The sequence below is a fragment of the Pseudomonas sp. A214 genome, from assembly GCF_900156295.1.
Classification (GTDB): domain Bacteria; phylum Pseudomonadota; class Gammaproteobacteria; order Pseudomonadales; family Pseudomonadaceae; genus Aquipseudomonas; species Aquipseudomonas rhizophila.
The window spans coordinates 1,101,177-1,121,664 of the sequence record NZ_LT707062.1 but is presented as its reverse complement, the minus strand read 5'-3'; the positions used below and the strand labels follow the sequence as shown (position 1 = coordinate 1,121,664).

Genomic DNA, 20,488 nt, shown 5'->3' with positions numbered 1-20,488 from the left:
TCCCGCATGTCACCGGCCGCGCCTCCCCCTTCTCTGATTCAGGCATTGCGGACCGAAACCGCTGAGCTGCACGTCGCCCTGGAAAAACGCTTGCCGTTTTTCTCCGAACAGTTGGACCTCGACCTGTACCGGCGCCTGATGGCCGCCTACTACGGTTTTTATAAACCGCTGGAACAGCGACTTCATGTCCTGACGCTGACACCGACGGGGTTGGACCAATCCCTGCGGATCAAGCTTCCCGTACTGCAGGCGGATCTCACGGCACTGGGCCTGGATGACCACGCTATCGAGGCACTGCCCACCTGCCGGGACCTGCCGCAGATCGATTCCCGTGCCGCCGCCCTGGGGGTTTCCTATGTGCTGGAAGGTGCAACCCTCGGGGGTCAGATCCTGCGGCGCAGAGTCGCCGAACAGCTCGGCCTTGATGCCTCCAGCGGCGCGGCGTTTCTCAATGTGTATGGCGAACTCACCGGTCGGCGTTGGAAGGACTTCCTTCAGTATCTGGGCGACAGGAACCTTGGCGACGCCCAAACGCTCGAAGTCACACGTGCCGCCAAAGCGACGTTTACTCATTTTGAACACTGGCTGGACAGCCAAAAGGTATTGTTATGACCCCGGAAAACCAGGAAGCCTTCGAAGAACTGCTGGCCAATTGTGCAGACGAACCGATTCGCTTCCCCGGGGCCATCCAGCCTCATGGCGTGCTACTGATGCTGTCCGAACCCGACTTCGTCATCCGACAGGTCAGCGCCAACGTATTGCAATTGATGGGGCACGATCCTCACGGTCTCCCCGGCCAGACGCTGGACGCACTGTTCGGGCAGCAGCAGGCCCAAGCCGTCCTCAAGGCCTGTCGCGCCGATGCGGACGGGGACAACGCGCCCGTGGAGATTGTCGTGAACCAGTTGCGTTTTGACGCCCTGGTCCACCGCCATCAAGGCGCCCTGATCGTCGAACTGGAACAGCACCTGAGCGACTACCGTCCCGAAGGTGTCAGCGGCGAAGCCAACCTGGGGCGCATGCTGCAACGCCTGCAAAGCGCGAAAAGCCTCCAGGCTCTGTACGAAATCAGCGTTCGGGAAATTCAGGCCATGACCGGTTACGACCGGGTGCTGATCTATCGCTTCGAAGAAGAAGGCCATGGCCAGGTGATCGCCGAGGCCAGCGCGCCGTCGATGGAGCTCTACAAAGGCCTGTTTTTTCCGGCATCGGATATCCCTGAACAGGCCCGGGAGCTGTATCGCACCAACTGGCTGCGGATCATCCCCAACGCTGACTACACGCCGGTACCGCTGGTCCCGCAGTTGCGTCCCGACACTCAGACACCCCTGGACCTGAGCTTTTCCACCCTGCGTAGCGTCTCGCCGATCCACCGCCAATACATGAAAAACATGGGTGTGCTGTCGTCCATGAGCATTTCCCTGATGGAAGGCGACCGACTGTGGGGCCTGATCAGTTGCGGCAACCGTCAACCCCTGCTCGTGCCCCATGAAATGCGCATGGCCTGCCAGACCATCGGCCAAGTGCTGTCGCTGCAGATCAGCGCCATGGAAGCACTGGATCTGACCCGTCAACGGGATGCCAAGCTTGAGGACCTCAAGGTTCTCGCCACGGCCATGGCCGAGTCCAGCGACAATGTCTTTGACGGCTTGTCCCGCGAACCCCAAAGGCTGATGGACCTGACCGGCGCCACCGGCGTCGCGATCCTCGAGGACAACAAGCTGCACCGCCATGGCCAGTGCCCGGAAGCGGAGCAGATCCGCGAGCTGCATAAATGGATGCTGGAGACCGACCAGCCCGTTTTCTCCCACCACAACCTGAGCAGCGTTTTCGCTCCAGCCCAGGCCTATCAGGACGTGGCGAGCGGTGTGCTGGCGATCCACCTGCCCAAGCCTGTGGAAAATGGCGTGCTGTGGTTCCGCCCCGAGGTGAAGCAAACCATCCAGTGGAGCGGCGACCCGCAAAAACCCCTGGACCTGGAAAGCAGCGAGACAGGTTTGCGCCTGCGACCGCGAACGTCTTTCGAAATCTGGAAAGTCGAAATGGCCGGCATCAGTACCAAATGGACCCACGGCGATCTGTTTGCCGCCAACGACCTGCGCCGCTCAGCGCTGGAAAACGATCTGGCCCGGCAAGTCCACAAGGAGCGTCAGGCGGTGCAGGCGCGTGATGAGCTGGTGGCGGTGGTGTCCCATGACCTGCGCAACCCGATGACGGTCATATCCATGCTCTGCGGCATGATGCAAAAGTCCTTCAGCTCCGACGGCTCCCATAGCTCCAAGCGAATTGCTTCAGCCATCGACACCATGCAACAGGCCGCCAGCCGCATGAACGTTCTGCTCGAAGACCTGCTGGACACTTCGCGCATCGACGCCGGGCGCTACACCATCCATCCCCAGCCGCTGGACGTCAGCCAGATATTCGAAGACGCCTGCTCGCTGCTGACGCCGCTGGCAACCGCCAAGGCCATCGATATTTCGTTCCACGCCGAACCCAATCTCAAGATCAATGCCGACCCCGAGCGGTTGTTCCAGGTGCTGTCGAACCTGATCGGAAACGCCATCAAGTTCACCCCCCAGCAAGGCAGCGTGGGCATCAGCGCGATGTCGGTGGGTGACGAGATCGTGTTCAGCGTTCGTGATACCGGCGAAGGAATCAAACCGGAGCAGTTGCCTCACGTGTTTGACCGCTACTGGACAGTCAAGGAAGGCAACCCGAACGGCACCGGACTGGGTTTGTATATTTCCAAGGGGATTGTCCAGGCCCATGGCGGTAAACTGCACGCCGAAAGCCAGCCAGGCAAGGGCAGCGAATTCAGCTTTACCGTGCCGAAAATCAACTGAGCCGGGCATCGCCCCCTAACAAACTGGAAACCGAAGCCCAATGGCCTCACTGAACAAACAGCAAAAACGCGCCAAGCGTGCCAAAGACAAAGCCAAGCAAATCCGCATGAGCGGACGTAAATCCATCCCCATGTATGGCGACCCGGCCCACGCCACCGCCCAGCCACCGGTCTACGTGCTCGAGCTGTTCGCCAAGCTACGCGAAGCCGAGGCCATCAGCCGTAGCGAAATGCTCGACACGCTGCTCGCGTCCCTGAGCGTGATGATCAGCGAACGCCCCGGCCTGCTGGACCTGAAAAACGCCGAGAACGAAAGCATGGCCGCCACCAACCTGGCTGCGGACATGCTGGTCGACTACCGCATGTGGGCTGACGACATGGACCGCGAGACGGCCCAGCGCTGGCTCAGCACCCCGGAGTTCATCAAGGACTTCAGCGAGGCGCTGGATCGTTATCGTCAGTTGATGGAAGAGCCCGCCGGCGAATAGAACGCGATCAGCCTCACGGAGAAGAGGACAGCCAGCTAAAACTTCCTATGGACGATAAAAACGCACAACGGCAACACTCATCCGATTAACCCTTCCAACCCCCAGCCAAAGCTGGCACCATCGCGCCTTTTTTTACGCGACTCCCCGGGATTTTTACCGGTAAACAGAGTTCGAACGGCCGTTCGGTTGTTGATGGCGCGACAGTCTGCTGCGCCGATGCGACAACCTGCCGCACATTCGCGGTTTACCACCCGTAGCGCTGTTGGCTGCCATTCGGACGCTATGCTAGCTTGGCCGCCTCGCCAGGAAGGCCGCCAACAGCAAGGGAGCACACACCATGAGGACCGCACATGGCCCAGGCCACGCCCGCGCTTGAAATCCGCAACCTGCACAAACGCTACGGAAAGCTGGAGGTGCTCAAAGGCGTCTCGCTGACCGCCCGCGACGGCGATGTGATCTCGATCCTGGGTTCCTCCGGTTCCGGCAAGTCCACATTCCTGCGCTGCATCAACCTGCTGGAAAATCCCAACCAGGGCCAGATCCTGGTGGCCGGCGAAGAACTCAAGCTCAAGGCCGCGAAAAACGGTGAACTGGTGGCCGCCGATGGCAAACAGATCAACCGCATGCGCAGCGAAATCGGTTTTGTGTTTCAAAACTTTAACCTCTGGCCGCACATGAGCGTGCTCGACAACATCATCGAAGCCCCGCGCCGGGTGCTCGGCCAGAGCAAGGCCGAGGCCGTGGAAGTGGCTGAAGCCCTGCTGGCCAAGGTCGGCATCGCCGACAAGCGTCATGCCTACCCTGCCGAGCTTTCCGGTGGTCAGCAGCAGCGCGCCGCCATCGCCCGCACGCTGGCGATGCAGCCTAAAGTGATTCTGTTCGACGAACCCACCTCTGCCCTTGACCCGGAAATGGTCCAGGAAGTACTTAGTGTGATCCGCGCCCTGGCCGAAGAAGGCCGCACCATGCTGCTGGTGACTCACGAAATGGGCTTCGCCCGTCAGGTTTCCAGCGAAGTGGTGTTCCTTCATCAAGGCTTGGTCGAGGAGCAAGGATCGCCACAGCAGGTCTTCGAAAACCCGCTTTCGGCGCGCTGCAAACAATTCATGTCCAGCAACCGCTAACGGAGCAGTACATATGCAGACCTACAAGAAATTTCTCCTGGCCGCTGCCGCCAGTCTGGTCTTCTCGGCCAGCGCCATGGCCGCGGAAACACTGAAGATGGGCATCGAAGCGGCCTACCCGCCGTTCAATAACAAAGATGCCAGTGGCAACGTGGTCGGCTTCGACAAGGACATTGGCGACGCCCTGTGCGCCAAGATGAAAGTCGAATGCAGCGTGGTGACCTCCGACTGGGACGGCATCATTCCGGCCCTGAACGCCAAGAAGTTCGACTTCCTGATCTCCTCGCTGTCGATTACCGAGGAACGCAAGCAGGCCGTGGACTTCACCGAACCGTACTACTCCAACAAGCTGCAATTCATCGCACCGAAGGCCACCGAAGACTTCAAGACCGACAAGGCCTACCTGAGCGGCAAGACCATTGGCGCACAACGCGCCACGCTGGCCGGCACCTGGCTGGAAGACCGCAACATGGAAGATGACTACAACGTAAAGGTCACGCTCTACGATACCCAGGAAAACGCTTACCTGGACCTGCTCTCGGGCCGCGTTGACGCCATCCTGGCGGACAAATACGTGCAATACGAATGGCTCAAGAGCAAAGACGGCGCCGCCTTCGAATTCAAAGGCGACCCGGTGGTGGAAAGCGACAAGATCGGTATCGCGGTGCGCAAGGGTGACGACGAACTGCGCAACAAGCTGAACGCCGCGCTCAAGGAAATCGTTGCCGACGGCACCTATAAAAAGATCAACGACAAGTACTTCCCGTTCAGCATCTATTGATACTGACGTGCCTGGCCGGCGCCGCTTCATTGCGACGCCGGCCCTTAGCAAAGCCTGCCGCGATATGAACACACACCCATGATGATCGATCTCTACGGATTCGGCCCGGCGCTCGCCGCTGGCGCGCTGATGACCGTCAAACTGGCGCTCTCGGCCCTCTGCCTGGGGCTGGTGCTCGGCTTGCTCGGCGCCTTGGCCAAGACTTCCCCGTACAAGCCGCTGCAATGGCTGGGCGGCACTTATTCGACACTGGTTCGCGGCATCCCCGAATTGCTCTGGGTGCTGCTGATCTACTTCGGCACCGTCAATCTCATGCGTGCCCTGGGCGAATACTTCGGTAACCCGGACCTTTCCCTCAACGCCTTCGCCGCTGGCGTCATCGCCCTGGGCCTGTGCTTTGGCGCCTACGCCACGGAAGTATTTCGCGGCGCGATCCTGGCCATTCCCAAGGGCCATCGCGAAGCTGGCGTGGCGCTGGGGTTGTCCAAGTGGCGGATCTTCACTCGACTGATCATGCCGCAGATGTGGCGCATCGCCCTGCCCGGGCTGGGCAACCTGTTCATGATCCTGATGAAAGACACCGCACTGGTGTCGGTGATCGGCCTGGAAGAAATCATGCGGCACGCGCAAATCGGCGTGACCGTGTCCAAGCAACCGTTCACCTTCTATATGGTGGCCGCGTTCATGTACCTGGGCCTTACCGTGCTCGCCATGATCGGCATGCATTTTCTGGAACGACGTGCCGCTCGCGGCTTTGCCAGGAGCACCCAATGAACTGGGAAGTCATCATCAAGTGGCTGCCGAAACTGGCCCAAGGCGCGACACTGACCCTGGAGCTGGTCGCCATCGCCGTGATCGCCGGTCTGCTGCTGGCGATTCCGCTGGGCATCGCCCGCTCCTCACGCCTGTGGTACGTGCGGGCGTTACCCTACGCCTACATTTTCTTTTTCCGTGGCACGCCGTTATTGGTTCAGCTGTTCCTGGTCTACTACGGTCTGGCGCAGTTCGACGCCGTGCGCAGCAGTTCGCTGTGGCCCTATCTGCGGGATCCGTTTTGGTGCGCCACGGCCACCATGACCCTGCACACCGCCGCCTACATCGCCGAGATCCTGCGCGGCGCGATCCAGGCCATCCCTCGTGGTGAAATCGAAGCCGCGCGAGCCCTGGGCATGTCCCGACCCAAGGCGTTGTTCTACATCATCCTGCCTCGCGCCGCGCGCATCGGCCTGCCGGCCTACAGCAACGAAGTGATCCTGATGCTCAAGGCCAGCGCACTGGCGAGCACCGTGACCCTGCTGGAGCTGACCGGTATGGCCCGGACCATCATTGCCCGGACCTACCTGCCGGTGGAAATCTTCTTCGCGGCCGGCATGTTCTACCTGCTGATGGCGTTCATGCTGGTGCAGGGCTTCAAGCAGCTGGAGCGCTGGTTGCGCGTCGATGCCTGCCAAGGACGCTGACAGCGGCGTGTTGACGGGCGAGGCGTTACTCGCCCGTTTCACCGCGCTGGATGCTTTTCTCACAACGCACCAGGCATTGTGGAAACCGCGTCCGTTCACCCATCTGCAGCTGCCATGGGAACGGTCCTACCCTGAGCTGGCCCAATGGCTACGCCAGCGTTCGCTGGAAGACGCGGAAAACGACCATCACCAACCCTGGCTGATTCAACATGCACCCGCGCCATTCCCAGAACTGGCGGGCATTTCCCATGCGTTGAGCGTCGTCGCAGAACTGCCGGGCAAAGAGCTCGAAACCACCGCCCATCGCCTCAGCGTCGACGTGCCAGGGCGCAAATGGCAGCAAATCGAAGCCTTCGCCAGCCGCCTGCACTTCGCTACCAAACCGACCCACTGGCTCGATTGGTGCGCCGGCAAAGGTCATCTTGGCCGACGCTTGCTGCAGGCTGAACAACAACTGACTTGCCTGGAATACGACCCAGCCCTGGTCGCCAGCGGCCAGCAACTAAGCCAACGCCACCGTCTGCCCGCCACGCACTTGCAGCAAGACGTGCTGGCGGCAGAGGCAGGCCTGGCGATCCGCCCTGAACACACGCCGGTAGCCCTGCACGCCTGCGGCGACCTGCATGTGCGCCTGATGCAGTTGGCGAGCGCCGCTGGCTGCACTCAACTGGCAATCGCCCCGTGCTGCTACAACCGCATCAGTGCTGAACGTTATCAACCGCTGTCCGACGTCGCCAAGGGTTCGGTCCTACAGCTAACGCTCGATGATCTCAGCCTGCCACTGACCGAAACCGTCACCGCCGGCGCCCGCATCCGGCGGCAACGGGACCAGTCCATGGCTCGGCGCCTGAGTTTTGACCTGCTGCAACGACAGATCCGGGGCCGCGACGACTATCTGCCCACCCCCTCGCTCCCCAGCGCCTGGCTGGAAAAATCCTTCATCGAGTACTGCACCGATCTGGCAGCCCTGAAAGACTTATCCACAGTCGGCTCGCCTGACTGGTCGGCACTGGAAGCGGCCGGCCATCAACGTCTGGCCCAAGTGCGCAACCTGGAATTGGTCCGAGGCCTTTTCCGGCGGCCTCTTGAGCTGTGGCTGGTGCTGGATCGGGCGCTTTTCCTCAGCCAGAAAAACTACCACGTCCGCCTCGGCACCTTCTGCGAAACGCCCCTCACGCCGCGAAATCTGATGCTGCTGGCCGAACGTCGCTGACATGAAACAGCCTGTGGATAACTCTGTTGATGAAATTGTCTTGGATCCAATTAATCCGCGATTTTCTGCTGGAAGCGAGGCTGGTCATTTTTTGTTCATATGGATAAAAAACCATTAAAACAGGCATTTGCGAGCAAACGAGAAAGCTGTCACAAAATCGCAAGATGGCAGTCGCCCCACCCCGCCCGTTGTGCATAAGCGTTCAAGCAAAACGACATAACCGCCGAACTCAGTGCTCCCACACGCCAGCAATTGCGCCCATCGCGCCTGTGCAGTACAACAGCCTTTCGTATCGTGATTGACACAATGCCGACACACACAAGGACTGGCCGTGACGTTCATTTCCTACGCACAGAACTTCGAAGACATACGCCTGTGGCGCGCCCTTCAATCGGTGGAAAACGGCTTTTATCTGGACGTAGGCGCCAATCATCCAACAGATGATTCCGTGACCCGGGCGTTCTACGATCACGGCTGGCACGGGATCAACATCGAACCGGTGCAGGCCTACTACGACGCTCTCTGCCAAGAACGGCCAAACGACATCAACCTGCAATGCGTAGCCGGCGAAAACGCCGCCAGCCTGACCTTCTACACCATCGCCGACACGGGCCTGTCCACCGTCGAAGCCAGCGTCGCCCAACAGCACCGCGACGCGGGCATGAAGGTAAGCAAGCAGACCGTCCAGTCCCGCACCCTGACTTCGATCTGCGAGCAATACGCCCAGGACCGCCCCATCCACTTTCTGAAAATCGACGTCGAAGGCCACGAAGAAACCGTGCTGCGCGGCATGGACTTCAGCCGCTGGCGCCCCTGGATCATCCTCATCGAAACCCCATGGGCCCGCGACCAGACCTGGGAAACCCTCGTCACCGAAGCCGGCTATCACTCCATCCTGTTCGACGGCCTCAACACCTTTTACCTCGCCGAAGAACACCTGGCGCTCAAACCCGCTTTCGACATCCCCCCGTGCAACCTCGACGGGTTCCAATTCTGCAAAGGCCACAAATTCAGCCACCCCCTGAGCGAACCAGACCAGCAACTCACCGCCGCCCTGCAACGCGCCGAACGGGCCGAAGCCCAACTCCATGCCCTGCAAAACAGCCGTACCTGGCGAACCTTGCAGAAAGTGCGCAACCTCGTGCGCCGCGCCTGAGCCGAGGCCCTGCAAAAATAGTCAGAATTCAGGGGTTTACAGAACGCACCCAATCGCTATAATCGTCGCCCACACGCCGGTATAGCTCAGTTGGTAGAGCAACTGACTTGTAATCAGTAGGTCCCGGGTTCGACTCCTGGTGCCGGCACCATACAAAACAAAGGCTTGCAGCGATGCAAGCCTTTTGTTTATGCGCAAAACGTAACAACAGGCGTAATAAGGATCATCGCGGCGGGCTGCGTGTGGGTATACCCCTGCGACTCCGGCGATGGGCTGACAGTCGGACGAGACGACCTAGCTTCGTCAGGGTGCCATCATGCAGGGAGCGACAAATGAAAAATAAAATTTTCAGCATTCTGGCTACCTTCATACTGCCAATAGCGTTGTTCATCTTCAGCCCCTACTGGGGCGCATATTTCTCTGATAAAAAACAACTGAGCTATGAACTGCTAGGTAAACGGGGACTAACAAACCTGGGCTCAATAGAAAGTGCTTGGCCCGGGATTAAGATTTTGTATGAGGATCAAGACGTAAGTACCGGATCTTTTCTAACTCTTGCAATAACCAACACGGGGAAGGTCCCGATTAAAAGAGAAGACTTCGATAGTCCGATCATCGCTCGTGTAGTTGATTCAGTACCGGTGTTATCTTACAAAATTACTTATTCCAATCCAGCCAATCTGGATATTGCCTTATCGAAGGTTAAGGAAGGAATCTCAATTGCGCCAATGCTTCTGAATCCAGGAGACCGGTTTGTCGTCGAAATATTCTCTAAAGCTCCTTTGGAGATTGTCGACGTCACGAGCCGCATCGTGGGGATTCCAAACCTTAGCCAGACGGTTCCAGAACCTCGCACTGGTTTTTACGTTGGACTTTCCTCGCTAGCTTTTACACAGAACTCTTCGAACCTCCCTTTCAACAACATTCCATTTTGGATTGTGTTCGCATTAGCTAACATTTTATTAATCGGAACACTTCTAAATCTTTGGTTCGTCATTCTACAGCCCTCCAAAATCGCCAAAATAACGCTATCTTGTTTCACGACAGTAATCTACGCTTTATCCATAGGCGCTTATACCTTGTGCATAAGTTATTTCGTCGAGATTCTTGATTTAAATAAGTGGCTCGGCTTAACGATCCTATTAAGTTCTATTACGCTTTCCGGCTACGGGGCCACAATGTTGCGACGGAATTATTTTCCCGAGCTTAAAAATTAGCCCCTGAATATCCCAAGCTAATAACGGGGGTTCGATTCCCTTCACCCGCTCCACTGTTTTCAAGGGCTCCAGACGTGTCGGTTTGAGCCTTAGCGTGGTTGCTGACAGTCCGGTGACAATTTGCGTTTAAGCGAGCAGCTACGGGAGCGAGAACCTGCCGCCGCCCTCCCGCTATAGCCATGCCCGTTTTAGGTTGACCCACGGGAAACTGGTATTTTTGGTAAGTTTTTTACTCCCCCCTCTGAAAGCTAGGAAATACAAGGTTGTAGAGGATTTGATTAGGTAAGTTTTAAGTAATATCTAGTAATAACATTACCTTTTACCTAGGTCAGAAATCGGAAATAAAATATCTATATAAATCAGACTGTTACAGAAAAATTACTCGCCTCCTTACTCCAAAAAGCTAGTGCAAAGTAAGTGCTCAAAACCGCATCGCACGCGGGCTCCAGCTGGTTCCTTACCCCTCCATACCTAAATTACTTGTTTCCCGTGGGTCACCTAAAAACGGAGCCTTCATGCATCGCTCCTAGCCGCTCATAAAACAGGGGATAGGCGCAGGGTTCTGTAGGGTCTTCTCGGCGCCTGTTCGGCCAGGAGAGGCCCAGCGGGCGCTGTCTGAGAGTGGGTGCAGGAGTGCAGAAATTAAGACCGATTTAGCCCGCAGGCGTGGCGGGGGGACGACGGCGCGCGCCAGGTGAAGCCCCACCCCGCCCGACCGGTCTTGCCCCAACACGGTGCGCGCCAGCCTGTTCGTCTCCGGCGTCCGCGTGACGTCACCGCTGGCCCGGTGCATCATCGTCGTGCCGACATGAATCCTGTAAAACAAGTAAAGGAATCCTTGACCGGTTTTACCTTCCTCAGTAGGCTTTGGTTGTCGCTGCCAATTCAGCGACCGGGCTTGGTAACCCGTATACGTTAGGCGCAACAGCGCCCCCATCCGAAAGCAGGCGCTTTTTTTGTGCCCGCAGCTTCGTGTTATGGCGGCTGTGCGTGGGAGACCTTCGGGTCTGCCGGGTTCCTAACGTCCCGGTTTACCAACCTGCGTACAGCTGCCACCCATTCGCTTGGTAACGAACGTGGCAGCTCCAGATAACGTTAGGAGCTCCATATGACCGCTCTCATTCCGTCCAGAATCCGGGCACTCGCCCACCGCCGCATGGCCCTCGCCGCGTTGCATGCCAACTCCTCCCTCGCCACTCGCCTCAAGCGCTACAACCATCACATGCACCAGGTGCGCGTTCTGGAAACGCACGGCGGTGCCCAATGAGAAGGCCCTACGGTCTTACCGATACTGATCTGTTTGATTTGGAACGGGTGCGGGATTCGCTTGCCCTGGTGCACGCGCTCGCCCAGCAGGCCGACCATCCTGGCTTGTACACCCCTCAGATGTTGGCGGGTTTCCTGGACCGGATCTGTGACGATCTCAGCGCGATCATCCGCTCGGCGACCGTCCAGCAACGTTCGAACTGATCTCGAAAGGGGGGGGCAGTACGCCCCCCCTTTTCGCTCCCTTCTAAAACTATTGAACAGAGCCAAAGACAATGAAGACGCCGTCGCTTTTTGAATTCGAAACGCAGCCAGTCCGGATCCTTGATGAGCAAGATGGAGAGACGTGGTTTGTTGCCGCAGATGTATGCAGGGTTTTGGAGATCGCCAATCCGCGCAACGCATATGGCCGCTTGGAAGATGATGAAAAGGGGGTCCGTACTATGGACACCCTTGGCGGACAGCAGGAAATGATGATCGTCAACGAGGCGGGCCTTTACAGCTTGCTATTCAGCAGTCGAAAGCCCCAAGCGAAACGCTTCAAGCGGTGGGTCACCCACGACGTCCTGCCGTCGTTGCGAAAGACTGGCAGCTACTCCCTCGGTGAAAAGCTCACCGTTAGCCAACAGATCAGCATGTCGAAGCACCGCCTGGGACTGATGAAGGAGCTGATGCGCAGCCGCAACAAAGTCATGCGGGAAGCGCTAGGAGCGGAGATCACGCGTTTGTCAGGATCCATGGGATTGCCGGTACCGGATCTGGATGGCCTCGGCACCGTCGAGCCTCCCCAGGCCGACCTTGTCGCCGACTTCTGGGCCGCGCTGCTGCAGCTGGATTCCAAGGGAATTGCCTATAACCACTCCAAGGATCCGCAGCTGATCGGCCTGAACATGCCGCACCTGGTCGAACTGTTTGCGGCGAATGGTATCCAGACAGTCATCAGCACCGATGTCACGAATGCCCTGAAGCGCTGCACCGACCCGCAGTTTTTGGGGTTGAAGGCGGTGGACAGCATCATTCGCAAAACCACGACCAAGTGCTGGGTGTTCAAGAAGCCGGCCCAAATCCAAGCTCAGTGACATGGCGCCCTTACCGTCCAGGTAAGCGAACGGTAAGGGCTTCCATCACCTACACTAACGGCCCCCCCTCCAACAGCTGACAAGGAGATTGGCAATGCGAGAACAGGACGCGGAAACTGTCGCTGATGTGTTAGAGCTGCTCACGTTGAACCAGGAAGCTTTGAGTGCATGCATCGATGAGCTTGCCCTCCATTTAATGAAAACTGGTGCGACCGAGCTACACGCAAACATCAAATGCGCGCTGACCACCCTGGATACAAACGCTCAAGGCATCAGCAGCGCGATCGGGCTTTTGCGCGGTCATGGAAGCCGGTAAATCCGCACGAACCGTTTACTTGGCGCTGACCGTCCAGAGCTGGTCGATCTTCGTCGTGAAACTGCGGCTCATCAGATCGCGTCGCATCGCCCATTGCGGATCACCAGGCACACTTGCAGCACGGAGCGTTCCCCTTCCCCACCGTCCGTTGATCTGATCCAAGACAGCCATAACCTTCTCGGCGGCGACAGGTTGCGACTGGGCGAACAAATCGTCCGTAAACTCACCTGGTTGTCGGAGGTCCATCAATAGCACCTCAGCTTTACTGTATTTGAAACCCGATCGGAACAGCCGGTGGACTGCCTCGGTCGCCGCTTTGGTCAACAGACGCACATCATTAGTTGGGTACGGTAGCTCTACCATTGCCCCGTTGGCGTACTTCGCTTCCTCCGGGTTAAACATACCCGTGCGGATGCTCACGCGGACTTTCTTGCAGAGGGAGTTTTGCGCTCGAAGCTTTTCCGAAGCGCGGTGCATGTAGCTGGCCACCGCCTCTTTGATCGGCTCGATCTCGGTCAGACGTTTGCCGAACATCCGGCTGCAGCAAATTTCCTGCTTTGGCGGCTCGACCTCATCCAACTCCAGGCAAGGTGTGCCAGCCAGTTCCCGGGCCGTTTTCTCAATCACCACGCTGAATTTCTTTCGAAGTGTCCAGGGATCGCACTGGGCTAAGTCCATAGCTGTCTTGATTCCCATGGTCTCCAGATGTGCCTTCATACGCCTGCCTACGCCCCAGACTTCGCCGACGTCGGTGTTACGCAACGTCCAGTCACGCTTGAACGGATCGCACAAGTCGACCACCCCACCCGTGACGTCGAGCAACCGCTTTGCGGTGTGATTCGCCAGTTTTGCGAGTGTTTTTGTCCGTGCAATGCCGACGCCGACCGGAATGCCCGTGCGTTTGTAAATAGTCGCGCGGACGTTACGGCCAAACCGCGTCAGCTCCCCGGGAATACCGGTCAGGTCGGCGAACGCCTCGTCGATGCTGTAAACCTCCAGGGCTGGCACCATGGATTCGATGATGGACATCACTCGCTGGCTCATATCGCCGTACAAAGCATAATTGCTGCTGAACGCCACCACGCCATGGCGGCGAAGATCGTCTTTAATTTGAAAATACGGTGCACCCATCTTCACGAACGGCTTAGCGTCATAGCTCCGTGCAATGACGCAACCGTCATTGTTCGACAGCACCACGATCGGAGTCTTAGCTAAATCCGGGCGAAACGCGCGCTCACAGCTCGCATAGAAGCTATTGCAGTCGATCAAACCAAAAACAGGCTCAGGTTTTTTCATGGTTGCGCACGCTGTATTTCACTACGCCCCAGATAAGCAACTCATCGCCCTCCATTACATGGCGAGGGGGAAACTTACTGTTTTCAGACATCAGAATGATCGTGCTTTCTCGCAGGTGCAGCCGTTTGCAAACGGGTTCGGCGTTGATCGTCGCTATCACAACGTCGCCATGCTTTGCCTCAAGGCTCCGATCAACAATCACCAGGTCGCCCCAGAAAATTCCCGCTCCACGCATGCTGTCGCCCTCTATCTTTACCAGGTAGACATGAGGCGCACGGATGTCAAAGAGCTCATCCAGCGAAATGTGTTGTTCGATGTGATCCGCCGCCGGGGACGGAAACCCCGCCGGCACTTGAAAAGAACAGAGCGGAAGCCTTTCAACACCTGCCGACAATGGGCCAACGATTGTAAAACTCATGATGCAAGACCCTACGATATTACTGTACGTGCATACAGTAAACGATCAAGTCCGATCGTGGTCAATCTCAAAGGCAGAACATTCGACGGGTGACAGCATGTGCGGACGGTACTCAATTTATGAACCAATGGATCACTACCTGAAGGAGCTTGCTCCCCAGCAGCTGGTGATCAACGGTTATGACCTCTGGCCGATCGAACGGTACAACGTCGCTCCGACAACCCGGGTTGAGATCATCCAGCAGGTGGGCAACGAACTGAGCGTCGACAAAGTGCGATGGGGATGGTCACCCTTCTGGGCAAAAGGGAAGCGTCCCGACCCGATTAACGCCAGGGTTGAGACGGTGATGACAGGTAAGTTTTTCAAGCAGCTGTGGCCAAACGGCCGTGCCCTGGCGCCGGCTAATGGCTGGTTCGAATGGGTGAAGGACGCAACCGATCCGAAGAAAAAGCAGCCTTATTTCATAACGCTGAAAGACCAGCGGCCAATGTTCTTCGCCGCGCTGGGGGAGGTCCACCGCGGGCTCGAGCCGATCGACAGCGACGGGTTTGTGATTATCACTGCGGCCAGTGATGCCGGCATGGTCGACATCCATGATCGCCGACCGCTTGTACTGACGCCGGAGCTCGCGCGGGAATGGATCGATCCTGAAACTTCAACCGACCGCGCTGTAAAAATTGCTGTGGAGGGCTGTCGGCCTACCGCAGATTTCACTTGGTATACGGTGAGCAAAGCCGTGGGGAACGTCCGAAATCAGGGGTCAAATCTCATAACTCCAACTGAAGAGTGAAAAGAATCTCCTATCGTTTAATGTGGCGCGATCAGCTCACCCAAACGGGCGTTATAGAAAGTAGGCGTATCACTAAAAAACCGTGCTACAGTCATCTCAATCAATATTTCGACGTTTTTTGTCAAAAAACGCGACTCAGGATGGGGTAGTACCATGTTGGTTCAATTCAAAGTCAGGAACTGGCGTTCCATCCGTGACGAGCAGAGCTTGATCATGGTGCAGGCCAAGGGGGACGAACTGACCGACACAAACACCTTTACAACGGGTGCTCCGAGCAACATGAATTTGCTCCGATCAGCAGTCATCTATGGGGCCAATGCCGCCGGAAAGACGAATGTCATTCGCAGCATCGACGCCATGAGGGACCTCATCCTTGGATCGGGCGACAGTACTGACGGCGTCCTGTCGGATCCATTCATGTTGGATGGGTATACAGGTGAAACCCCGTCTGAATTTGAAGTGATCTTCGTCATCGCGGGTGTCAAATATGTGTACGGATTCACCTCCGACTCGGTCAGATTTCATGACGAATGGTTGATTGCATACCCAAGTGGACGCGCCCAAAAGTGGTTTTTCCGCGAGTGGCAGGAATCATCCAATACTTATAATTGGGATTTTGGCCCGGCTTTGACCGGACACAAAAAGATGTGGCAGGACGCGACGAGGGACGACTCGCTATTTCTTTCCACAGCCGTAAAACTCAACAGCAAGCAATTAAAACCTATTCATAACTGGTTCAAAAACACTTTGAAAATTGCCTCTATCAATGGTTTTACGGAAAATTATTCCGCAAAACTCTGCACAGAAGAGCAAACCAAAGATGAAGTACTTCGCTTTCTGAAATCCGCAGATTTGGACATTGACGACATCACTGTGGAGACAGAAAAATTTTCCGCTGAACATCTGCCTGATGAGATGCCCACGGAAGTAAAGAACCAGATTTTAGCATCAGTAAAAGATCGAGAAATTTTCAAAATCAAGACTGTGCACAAATCTGCAAGTGGAACCCCGGTAGAGTTTGATTTTTTTGATGAATCAAATGGAACTCAAAAACTATTCTCTTTCTCCGGTCCGTGGCTGGACGTTTTAAGGACGGGGAAGGTCCTATTCATTGACGAATTGAATGACAGTTTGCACCCGACAATCGTTAAATTTCTGGTTCGATTCTTTCACGACAGCACGCTGAACCCTAATAATGCACAACTAGTTTTCACTACTCACGAAACCTCAATTCTGGATCAAGAATTTTTCCGTAGAGATCAAATCTGGTTCTGTGAAAAGGACCGAGAACAAGCCACCCACCTATACCCTTTGACTGATTTCAGTCCTCGTAAAGGTCGGGAAAATCTTGAGGAGGGCTACCTTACTGGGCGCTACGGTGCATTGCCTTTTATAAAGAGTTTTGCAGGCTGATCATGGGTAGAGATAAAGAAAACCTGTTTCATAGAAAAAAAGCCAGCGCTCAAGTTATCAAGCGAGCGAAAGCTGTTCGCGCCCCCTATTCCAAAGTGCTAATAGTGTGCGAAGGAAAAAAAACGGAAAAAAACTATTTTGAAGAAATAAAGAATCACTATGAATTAAGCTCAACCAATATTGAGATTAATACCGAATGCGGCTCAGCGCCGATTAACGTGGTAAGACATGCCATAGAGTTGTACAAAAACGAACTCAGAGCCCGCAAGGATGCATATGATAAAGTGTTCTGCGTATTCGACAGAGACACACACAGTACATTTGACCAAGCGGTTGACTTGGTGAACGGTCAAAATCCAAAGGGAACTTTTAACGCAATAACCTCGACGCCTTGTTTTGAGTACTGGTTCTTACTTCATTTTCTCTATACACAACAGCCCTTCAGAGCGACGCAAAAGAAAAGCGCTGCGGAACAGCTGGAGGACCATCTCAGATCCAACTACTGGCCAGAGTACAAAAAAAACGCGTCGAACTGTTTCAAGACCCGCATTAACGAACTGTCTCGGGCAAAAATTTGGGCCGGACAGATATTAAGCTCATCGAAGACAAGCGGCATCATTGACCCATTGACTAATGTGCACGAACTAGTTGACTACCTTCAGAACATAAAAAACTAAGTAATGCAAAGCGGCAGTAATCTGCCGCTGAGCAATTAACTTATGGATACCGGTTCCATTGGGTTGAAGCGCACGACCTCATCACCCAGCCATTCATTTAGTTGCTGAAGGCGTGCCTGTATCGGTTCGAGCTCATTCATCGCCCAAATCTGCGCGGCCTCTTTGATCGAACCGAATCCGCCGGCGTTCTGCGGAACGATGCCCATCAGTTGGGGAGGAATACGCAGCGCTGCGAGCATGTCATCGCGGCTGATGTTCTTAATCGAGCCGAATTCATCCTTCGCCGCGACCTCGCTGACTGGGATCAGCTGAATGCCGTCCTTCTTGCCGCCCGGGGCGTACATGAACAGATTTCGGAAGTTTCCAGGCCCTTTCGCGGACTTCAGCGCGCTGCGCAACGCGGCGACGTCCGTCTCGTTCTGCGCGGTATCGGTCATGTACATGATGAAACCGGCGTGACTGCCGTTGTTGTAGTACTTGCGCCGGAACAAGGTGGCGGATTCGTTGAGCAACGCGCTTTGCAGCGCTGGCAGCCACTCAGGGAGGCCGTAAATCTCCTGGTTAATGTCAGCCTCGCGCTGGTGGTAAACCGTCCCACGCTTAAATTCGTGCTCGTCCCGCCAGCCGCGCACCTGGTAATAGGTTTCGAGATCCGCGCCGCGCCGCATGTATTTGCCCAGGGCAGGCTGCAGCCCGAGCGTGCCGCGTAGCATGTTCTCGCGCTTTTCCAGATAGCCGTTGCCGCACCAGAGGAAATCCAATGCGAATTGCTCAAAGGTCTGCCGTGACAGCAACTTGTGAGGGATAAAGGTGCGGGCCAGCATGTTGCGCTTGAAATTTAAACCCGATTGCAGGAACACACTGGCCCGGGAGGACTTGGCCAGCCCGTCAAGCGACATCGGCGGTTCATACCAACGGCCGTTCAGCCAGCACTCCAGGTAATCGAGAATCCCCCGCTCGTCGAGCACCGGCGTGGGGTCTCCGAAGGTGAAGGCCTCCATCTTGCCGCCGGTTGCCGACAGCAACTCTCCCTCGATCGCGGGCTGGGTCGACGTAGCCAACTGCTGGGTACTGCTGCGGCGTTTGCTCATCAATAAATCTCCATGAAGCCGGTATTCGTTGAGGTTTGGCCCTCAAGCGGTTCGTTCTGTAATGCGTGGAACAGCGCCCAGGCGAGATCCGCGTGTCCGGTCTCGTCGGTTCGGCCTGCCGTGTAAGTGAACTGCCGGCCGCTGGCCGTGATGGTTTTGCGAATCGCCATGAGCGACTGGGCCATGTCGATCCAGCCAGCGTCGAATTCCAGACGCCCTTTGTGAATCACGTCGTAGGCCTTGAGCACCAGGCGCGTCTTGACCTCCGGGGAATAGCTGAAGGTCGTCACGTTGGGGAAGAACTGGCGCACCAGCTGGGCCACGCCAGAGCCCATCCCAGTGATGTCGATACCGATGTACGTCACCCAGTAGCGCATCGTGACCTGGCGGATCGCCTCGGCCTGGGCGGCGAAGTCCATACCGCGAAACTGATGACGTTCGAGCACACGAAATTTGCCACCTGGAACAGCTGGCGGGGCCACGACCACCAGACCGGAGCTGTCGCCGGTTTCCGCTGGGTCGTAGCCAATCCACACCTGCCGATCGGCAAACGGCCGTGCGGCGAAGGGTTTGTAGTCCTCTGACCACTCGACCCAGCTGTCGACCATGCAGGGTTGCAGGACGTTGAGCGGGAAGATGCTCGCCCCGTCGTCGACGAACTGGCACATCAACAGGTTCGCGAAGGCCTCCGCGTTGTACTCGAGGCGGAGCTCTTCCAGGTCGAATAGATCGCACCCGCGCTGCTCGGCATCCAGAATGGTGACGATCTGCCGCCAGATCCGGTCCTCGCACAACCTGCCCTGCTGCAGCGCATCGTGCGAGACGTCCAGCTTCAGGCGCTGGGCCACCGGTTTGCCCTTGTTGAAGCGCTCGCCGGTCCAGAACGTGTAAGCCTCATGCGCCATGCTCGACGGCGTCGAGAAATAGGTGCGACGGTATTGCTTCTGCATCGCCATGCCGCTGGCGACCTTGTTCAGCTCGTTGAACTTGAACGTCCAGAAGAATTCGTCGAAGTAGAAATTACCGTGGTAACCCTGAGCGGTTCGGGCGTTGGTACCGAGGAAATGCAGCTCGGCGCCGTTCGCCAGAATGATTGGGTCACCGGTGAGCTCAACGCCGCAAACCTCGCGGGCGAACCCCTGGATATATGCCTTGAAGATGTGCGCCTGGTTTTTCGACGCTGACAGAAAAATCTGATTGCGCCCGGTGACCAGGGCGTCAATGAATGCCTCGCGGGCAAAGTAGTAAGTGGCACCGATTTGCCGGCTTTTCAGGATTGCCCTGGTGCGCTGATTGCTCGCCCGGTACCAATCCAACTGATAGCCGAAGCATCCGTCTTTGAACGCCTCGGTCAGCTGCTCGATCTGCTCTTCGCTGAATTCGTTGCGGGCCGCTTTCTTCTTGGGCCCCTCGTTGCGTTTCGCCAGATTGGGGTTCAGATCAGTGTCGGTACCGCCGGCCTTGTATCGCTCGATCCGGGCTTGCCGTTCCAGCTGGCGGTGCAATAGGTCGATTTCCTTGAAATCACCGCCGGTCTTGCCTTCCTTCAGGATCAGCTGCACCAGGCGCGCTTCCAGCGCACCACCGATTCGCTCGACGTTGTCGGCCCGGTCCCATTCATCCCGCGTTTTCCACGCATGAACGGTCTTCTCCTTTTCACCCAGCATTTCTGCAATCGCGCAGATCCGCAGGCCGGTCCAGTAAAGGAACTTGGCCTGGCGGCGGTTATCGCGGATGGGAGTGGCTTCGGTTGTAGTCATGGCGGCGATGCTGACGCCTCGCGCGCGTGAAGGCGTAGCGATGTGCCATGTAGTTCAAGGGCTTACAACTGCCGCTGATTGCCCGGAATCACGCGACTGCC

The 20,488-nt window shown here is 56.7% G+C and carries 21 protein-coding genes and 1 tRNA gene; 18 read left to right on the top strand and 4 right to left on the bottom strand.

Annotated features, from left to right (window positions below):
- Positions 1-6 precede the first annotated feature (6 nt).
- The 15 genes from BW979_RS05060 (at position 7) to BW979_RS04990 (ending at position 12,942) form a co-directional block, all read left to right on the top strand.
- Complete coding sequence (locus BW979_RS05060; protein ID WP_076383345.1) at positions 7-612, top strand: biliverdin-producing heme oxygenase; 606 nt, start codon at positions 7-9, stop codon at positions 610-612.
- Positions 609-2,843, top strand: a complete 2,235-nt coding sequence (locus BW979_RS05055; protein ID WP_076383344.1) for an ATP-binding protein — start codon at positions 609-611, stop codon at positions 2,841-2,843. The genes BW979_RS05060 and BW979_RS05055 overlap by 4 nt, the downstream gene beginning before the upstream one ends.
- Before the next feature lie 40 nt (positions 2,844-2,883).
- On the top strand, positions 2,884-3,330 hold the full coding sequence (locus tag BW979_RS05050; protein WP_076383343.1) for a hypothetical protein: 447 nt from the start codon (positions 2,884-2,886) through the stop codon (positions 3,328-3,330).
- A 350-nt stretch (positions 3,331-3,680) separates the two neighbouring features.
- On the top strand, positions 3,681-4,454 hold the full coding sequence (locus tag BW979_RS05045) for an ABC transporter ATP-binding protein (RefSeq protein WP_047226888.1): 774 nt from the start codon (positions 3,681-3,683) through the stop codon (positions 4,452-4,454).
- 13 nt (positions 4,455-4,467) lie between these two features.
- A complete protein-coding gene (locus BW979_RS05040) occupies positions 4,468-5,235 on the top strand; it encodes an ABC transporter substrate-binding protein (RefSeq protein WP_047226887.1) in 768 nt (255 codons plus the stop codon).
- A 78-nt stretch (positions 5,236-5,313) separates the two neighbouring features.
- Entirely contained in the window at positions 5,314-6,009 is a 696-nt protein-coding gene (locus BW979_RS05035; RefSeq protein ID WP_076383342.1) for an ABC transporter permease, read from the top strand.
- Positions 6,006-6,695, top strand: coding sequence for an ABC transporter permease (locus tag BW979_RS05030; RefSeq protein WP_076383341.1), 690 nt, complete (start codon positions 6,006-6,008; stop codon positions 6,693-6,695). The genes BW979_RS05035 and BW979_RS05030 overlap by 4 nt, the downstream gene beginning before the upstream one ends.
- Entirely contained in the window at positions 6,676-7,908 is a 1,233-nt protein-coding gene (locus BW979_RS05025) for a methyltransferase (RefSeq protein ID WP_076383340.1), read from the top strand. Before BW979_RS05030 ends, BW979_RS05025 begins: the two co-directional genes overlap by 20 nt.
- Before the next feature lie 331 nt (positions 7,909-8,239).
- Positions 8,240-9,064, top strand: a complete 825-nt coding sequence (locus BW979_RS05020; RefSeq protein ID WP_076383339.1) for an FkbM family methyltransferase — start codon at positions 8,240-8,242, stop codon at positions 9,062-9,064.
- A gap of 75 nt (positions 9,065-9,139) precedes the next feature.
- A tRNA-Thr gene (locus BW979_RS05015) sits at positions 9,140-9,215 on the top strand.
- Between the two features lie 181 nt (positions 9,216-9,396).
- A complete protein-coding gene (locus tag BW979_RS05010) occupies positions 9,397-10,281 on the top strand; it encodes a hypothetical protein (RefSeq protein ID WP_076383338.1) in 885 nt (294 codons plus the stop codon).
- A gap of 1,108 nt (positions 10,282-11,389) precedes the next feature.
- Complete coding sequence (locus tag BW979_RS27575) at positions 11,390-11,548, top strand: hypothetical protein (protein WP_172833784.1); 159 nt, start codon at positions 11,390-11,392, stop codon at positions 11,546-11,548.
- Complete coding sequence (locus tag BW979_RS05000) at positions 11,545-11,751, top strand: hypothetical protein (protein WP_076383336.1); 207 nt, start codon at positions 11,545-11,547, stop codon at positions 11,749-11,751. The genes BW979_RS27575 and BW979_RS05000 overlap by 4 nt, the downstream gene beginning before the upstream one ends.
- Positions 11,752-11,822: 71 nt before the next feature.
- Positions 11,823-12,626 carry a BRO-N domain-containing protein gene (locus tag BW979_RS27685; protein WP_076383335.1) on the top strand — a complete coding sequence of 268 codons (804 nt, stop codon included), beginning with the start codon at positions 11,823-11,825 and terminating at the stop codon, positions 12,624-12,626.
- Between the two features lie 94 nt (positions 12,627-12,720).
- Entirely contained in the window at positions 12,721-12,942 is a 222-nt protein-coding gene (locus BW979_RS04990) for a hypothetical protein (RefSeq protein ID WP_076383334.1), read from the top strand.
- Positions 12,943-12,957: 15 nt separating this feature from the next.
- Here BW979_RS04990 and BW979_RS04985 read toward each other — a convergent pair whose 3' ends face one another.
- Both BW979_RS04985 and BW979_RS04980 read right to left on the bottom strand, forming a co-directional pair.
- The gene (locus tag BW979_RS04985; RefSeq protein ID WP_076383333.1) at positions 12,958-14,238 is read right to left on the bottom strand and encodes a Y-family DNA polymerase; all 1,281 of its coding nucleotides are present in this window, start codon (positions 14,236-14,238) and stop codon (positions 12,958-12,960) included.
- Positions 14,225-14,656: a LexA family protein gene (locus tag BW979_RS04980; protein WP_076383332.1), complete on the bottom strand. Its 432-nt coding sequence runs from the start codon at positions 14,654-14,656 to the stop codon at positions 14,225-14,227. The genes BW979_RS04985 and BW979_RS04980 overlap by 14 nt, the downstream gene beginning before the upstream one ends.
- A 97-nt stretch (positions 14,657-14,753) precedes the next feature.
- On the opposite strand from BW979_RS04980, the gene BW979_RS04975 reads away from it, so the two are divergent.
- The 3 genes from BW979_RS04975 (at position 14,754) to BW979_RS04965 (ending at position 17,536) form a co-directional block, all read left to right on the top strand.
- The gene (locus BW979_RS04975) at positions 14,754-15,446 is read left to right on the top strand and encodes an SOS response-associated peptidase family protein (protein WP_076386533.1); all 693 of its coding nucleotides are present in this window, start codon (positions 14,754-14,756) and stop codon (positions 15,444-15,446) included.
- Positions 15,447-15,599: 153 nt separating this feature from the next.
- Positions 15,600-16,859: an AAA family ATPase gene (locus tag BW979_RS04970; protein WP_076383331.1), complete on the top strand. Its 1,260-nt coding sequence runs from the start codon at positions 15,600-15,602 to the stop codon at positions 16,857-16,859.
- Positions 16,860-16,861: 2 nt separating this feature from the next.
- Positions 16,862-17,536, top strand: coding sequence for an RloB family protein (locus BW979_RS04965; protein ID WP_076383330.1), 675 nt, complete (start codon positions 16,862-16,864; stop codon positions 17,534-17,536).
- Positions 17,537-17,571: 35 nt separating this feature from the next.
- Here BW979_RS04965 and BW979_RS04960 read toward each other — a convergent pair whose 3' ends face one another.
- Together BW979_RS04960 and BW979_RS04955 are read right to left on the bottom strand one after the other, a co-directional pair.
- A complete protein-coding gene (locus BW979_RS04960; RefSeq protein ID WP_076383329.1) occupies positions 17,572-18,627 on the bottom strand; it encodes a phage portal protein in 1,056 nt (351 codons plus the stop codon).
- On the bottom strand, positions 18,627-20,387 hold the full coding sequence (locus tag BW979_RS04955; protein WP_076383328.1) for a terminase ATPase subunit family protein: 1,761 nt from the start codon (positions 20,385-20,387) through the stop codon (positions 18,627-18,629). The genes BW979_RS04960 and BW979_RS04955 overlap by 1 nt, the downstream gene beginning before the upstream one ends.
- Positions 20,388-20,488 lie beyond the last annotated feature (101 nt).

Excerpts from the sequence above, each read along its gene's own strand:
- BW979_RS05060 (WP_076383345.1), top strand. The coding sequence starts at position 7 with ATGTCACCGGCCGCGCCTCCCCCTTCTCTGATTCAGGCATTGCGGACC.
- BW979_RS05055 (WP_076383344.1), top strand. The coding sequence starts at position 609 with ATGACCCCGGAAAACCAGGAAGCCTTCGAAGAACTGCTGGCCAATTGT.
- BW979_RS05050 (WP_076383343.1), top strand. The coding sequence starts at position 2,884 with ATGGCCTCACTGAACAAACAGCAAAAACGCGCCAAGCGTGCCAAAGAC.
- BW979_RS05045 (WP_047226888.1), top strand. The coding sequence starts at position 3,681 with ATGGCCCAGGCCACGCCCGCGCTTGAAATCCGCAACCTGCACAAACGC.
- BW979_RS05040 (WP_047226887.1), top strand. The coding sequence starts at position 4,468 with ATGCAGACCTACAAGAAATTTCTCCTGGCCGCTGCCGCCAGTCTGGTC.
- BW979_RS05035 (WP_076383342.1), top strand. The coding sequence starts at position 5,314 with ATGATGATCGATCTCTACGGATTCGGCCCGGCGCTCGCCGCTGGCGCG.
- BW979_RS05030 (WP_076383341.1), top strand. The coding sequence starts at position 6,006 with ATGAACTGGGAAGTCATCATCAAGTGGCTGCCGAAACTGGCCCAAGGC.
- BW979_RS05025 (WP_076383340.1), top strand. The coding sequence starts at position 6,676 with ATGCCTGCCAAGGACGCTGACAGCGGCGTGTTGACGGGCGAGGCGTTA.
- BW979_RS05010 (WP_076383338.1), top strand. The coding sequence starts at position 9,397 with ATGAAAAATAAAATTTTCAGCATTCTGGCTACCTTCATACTGCCAATA.
- BW979_RS27575 (WP_172833784.1), top strand. The coding sequence starts at position 11,390 with ATGACCGCTCTCATTCCGTCCAGAATCCGGGCACTCGCCCACCGCCGC.
- BW979_RS05000 (WP_076383336.1), top strand. The coding sequence starts at position 11,545 with ATGAGAAGGCCCTACGGTCTTACCGATACTGATCTGTTTGATTTGGAA.
- BW979_RS27685 (WP_076383335.1), top strand. The coding sequence starts at position 11,823 with ATGAAGACGCCGTCGCTTTTTGAATTCGAAACGCAGCCAGTCCGGATC.
- BW979_RS04990 (WP_076383334.1), top strand. The coding sequence starts at position 12,721 with ATGCGAGAACAGGACGCGGAAACTGTCGCTGATGTGTTAGAGCTGCTC.
- BW979_RS04985 (WP_076383333.1), bottom strand. The coding sequence starts at position 14,238 with ATGAAAAAACCTGAGCCTGTTTTTGGTTTGATCGACTGCAATAGCTTC.
- BW979_RS04980 (WP_076383332.1), bottom strand. The coding sequence starts at position 14,656 with ATGAGTTTTACAATCGTTGGCCCATTGTCGGCAGGTGTTGAAAGGCTT.
- BW979_RS04975 (WP_076386533.1), top strand. The coding sequence starts at position 14,754 with ATGTGCGGACGGTACTCAATTTATGAACCAATGGATCACTACCTGAAG.
- BW979_RS04970 (WP_076383331.1), top strand. The coding sequence starts at position 15,600 with ATGTTGGTTCAATTCAAAGTCAGGAACTGGCGTTCCATCCGTGACGAG.
- BW979_RS04965 (WP_076383330.1), top strand. The coding sequence starts at position 16,862 with ATGGGTAGAGATAAAGAAAACCTGTTTCATAGAAAAAAAGCCAGCGCT.
- BW979_RS04960 (WP_076383329.1), bottom strand. The coding sequence starts at position 18,627 with ATGAGCAAACGCCGCAGCAGTACCCAGCAGTTGGCTACGTCGACCCAG.
- BW979_RS04955 (WP_076383328.1), bottom strand. The coding sequence starts at position 20,387 with ATGACTACAACCGAAGCCACTCCCATCCGCGATAACCGCCGCCAGGCC.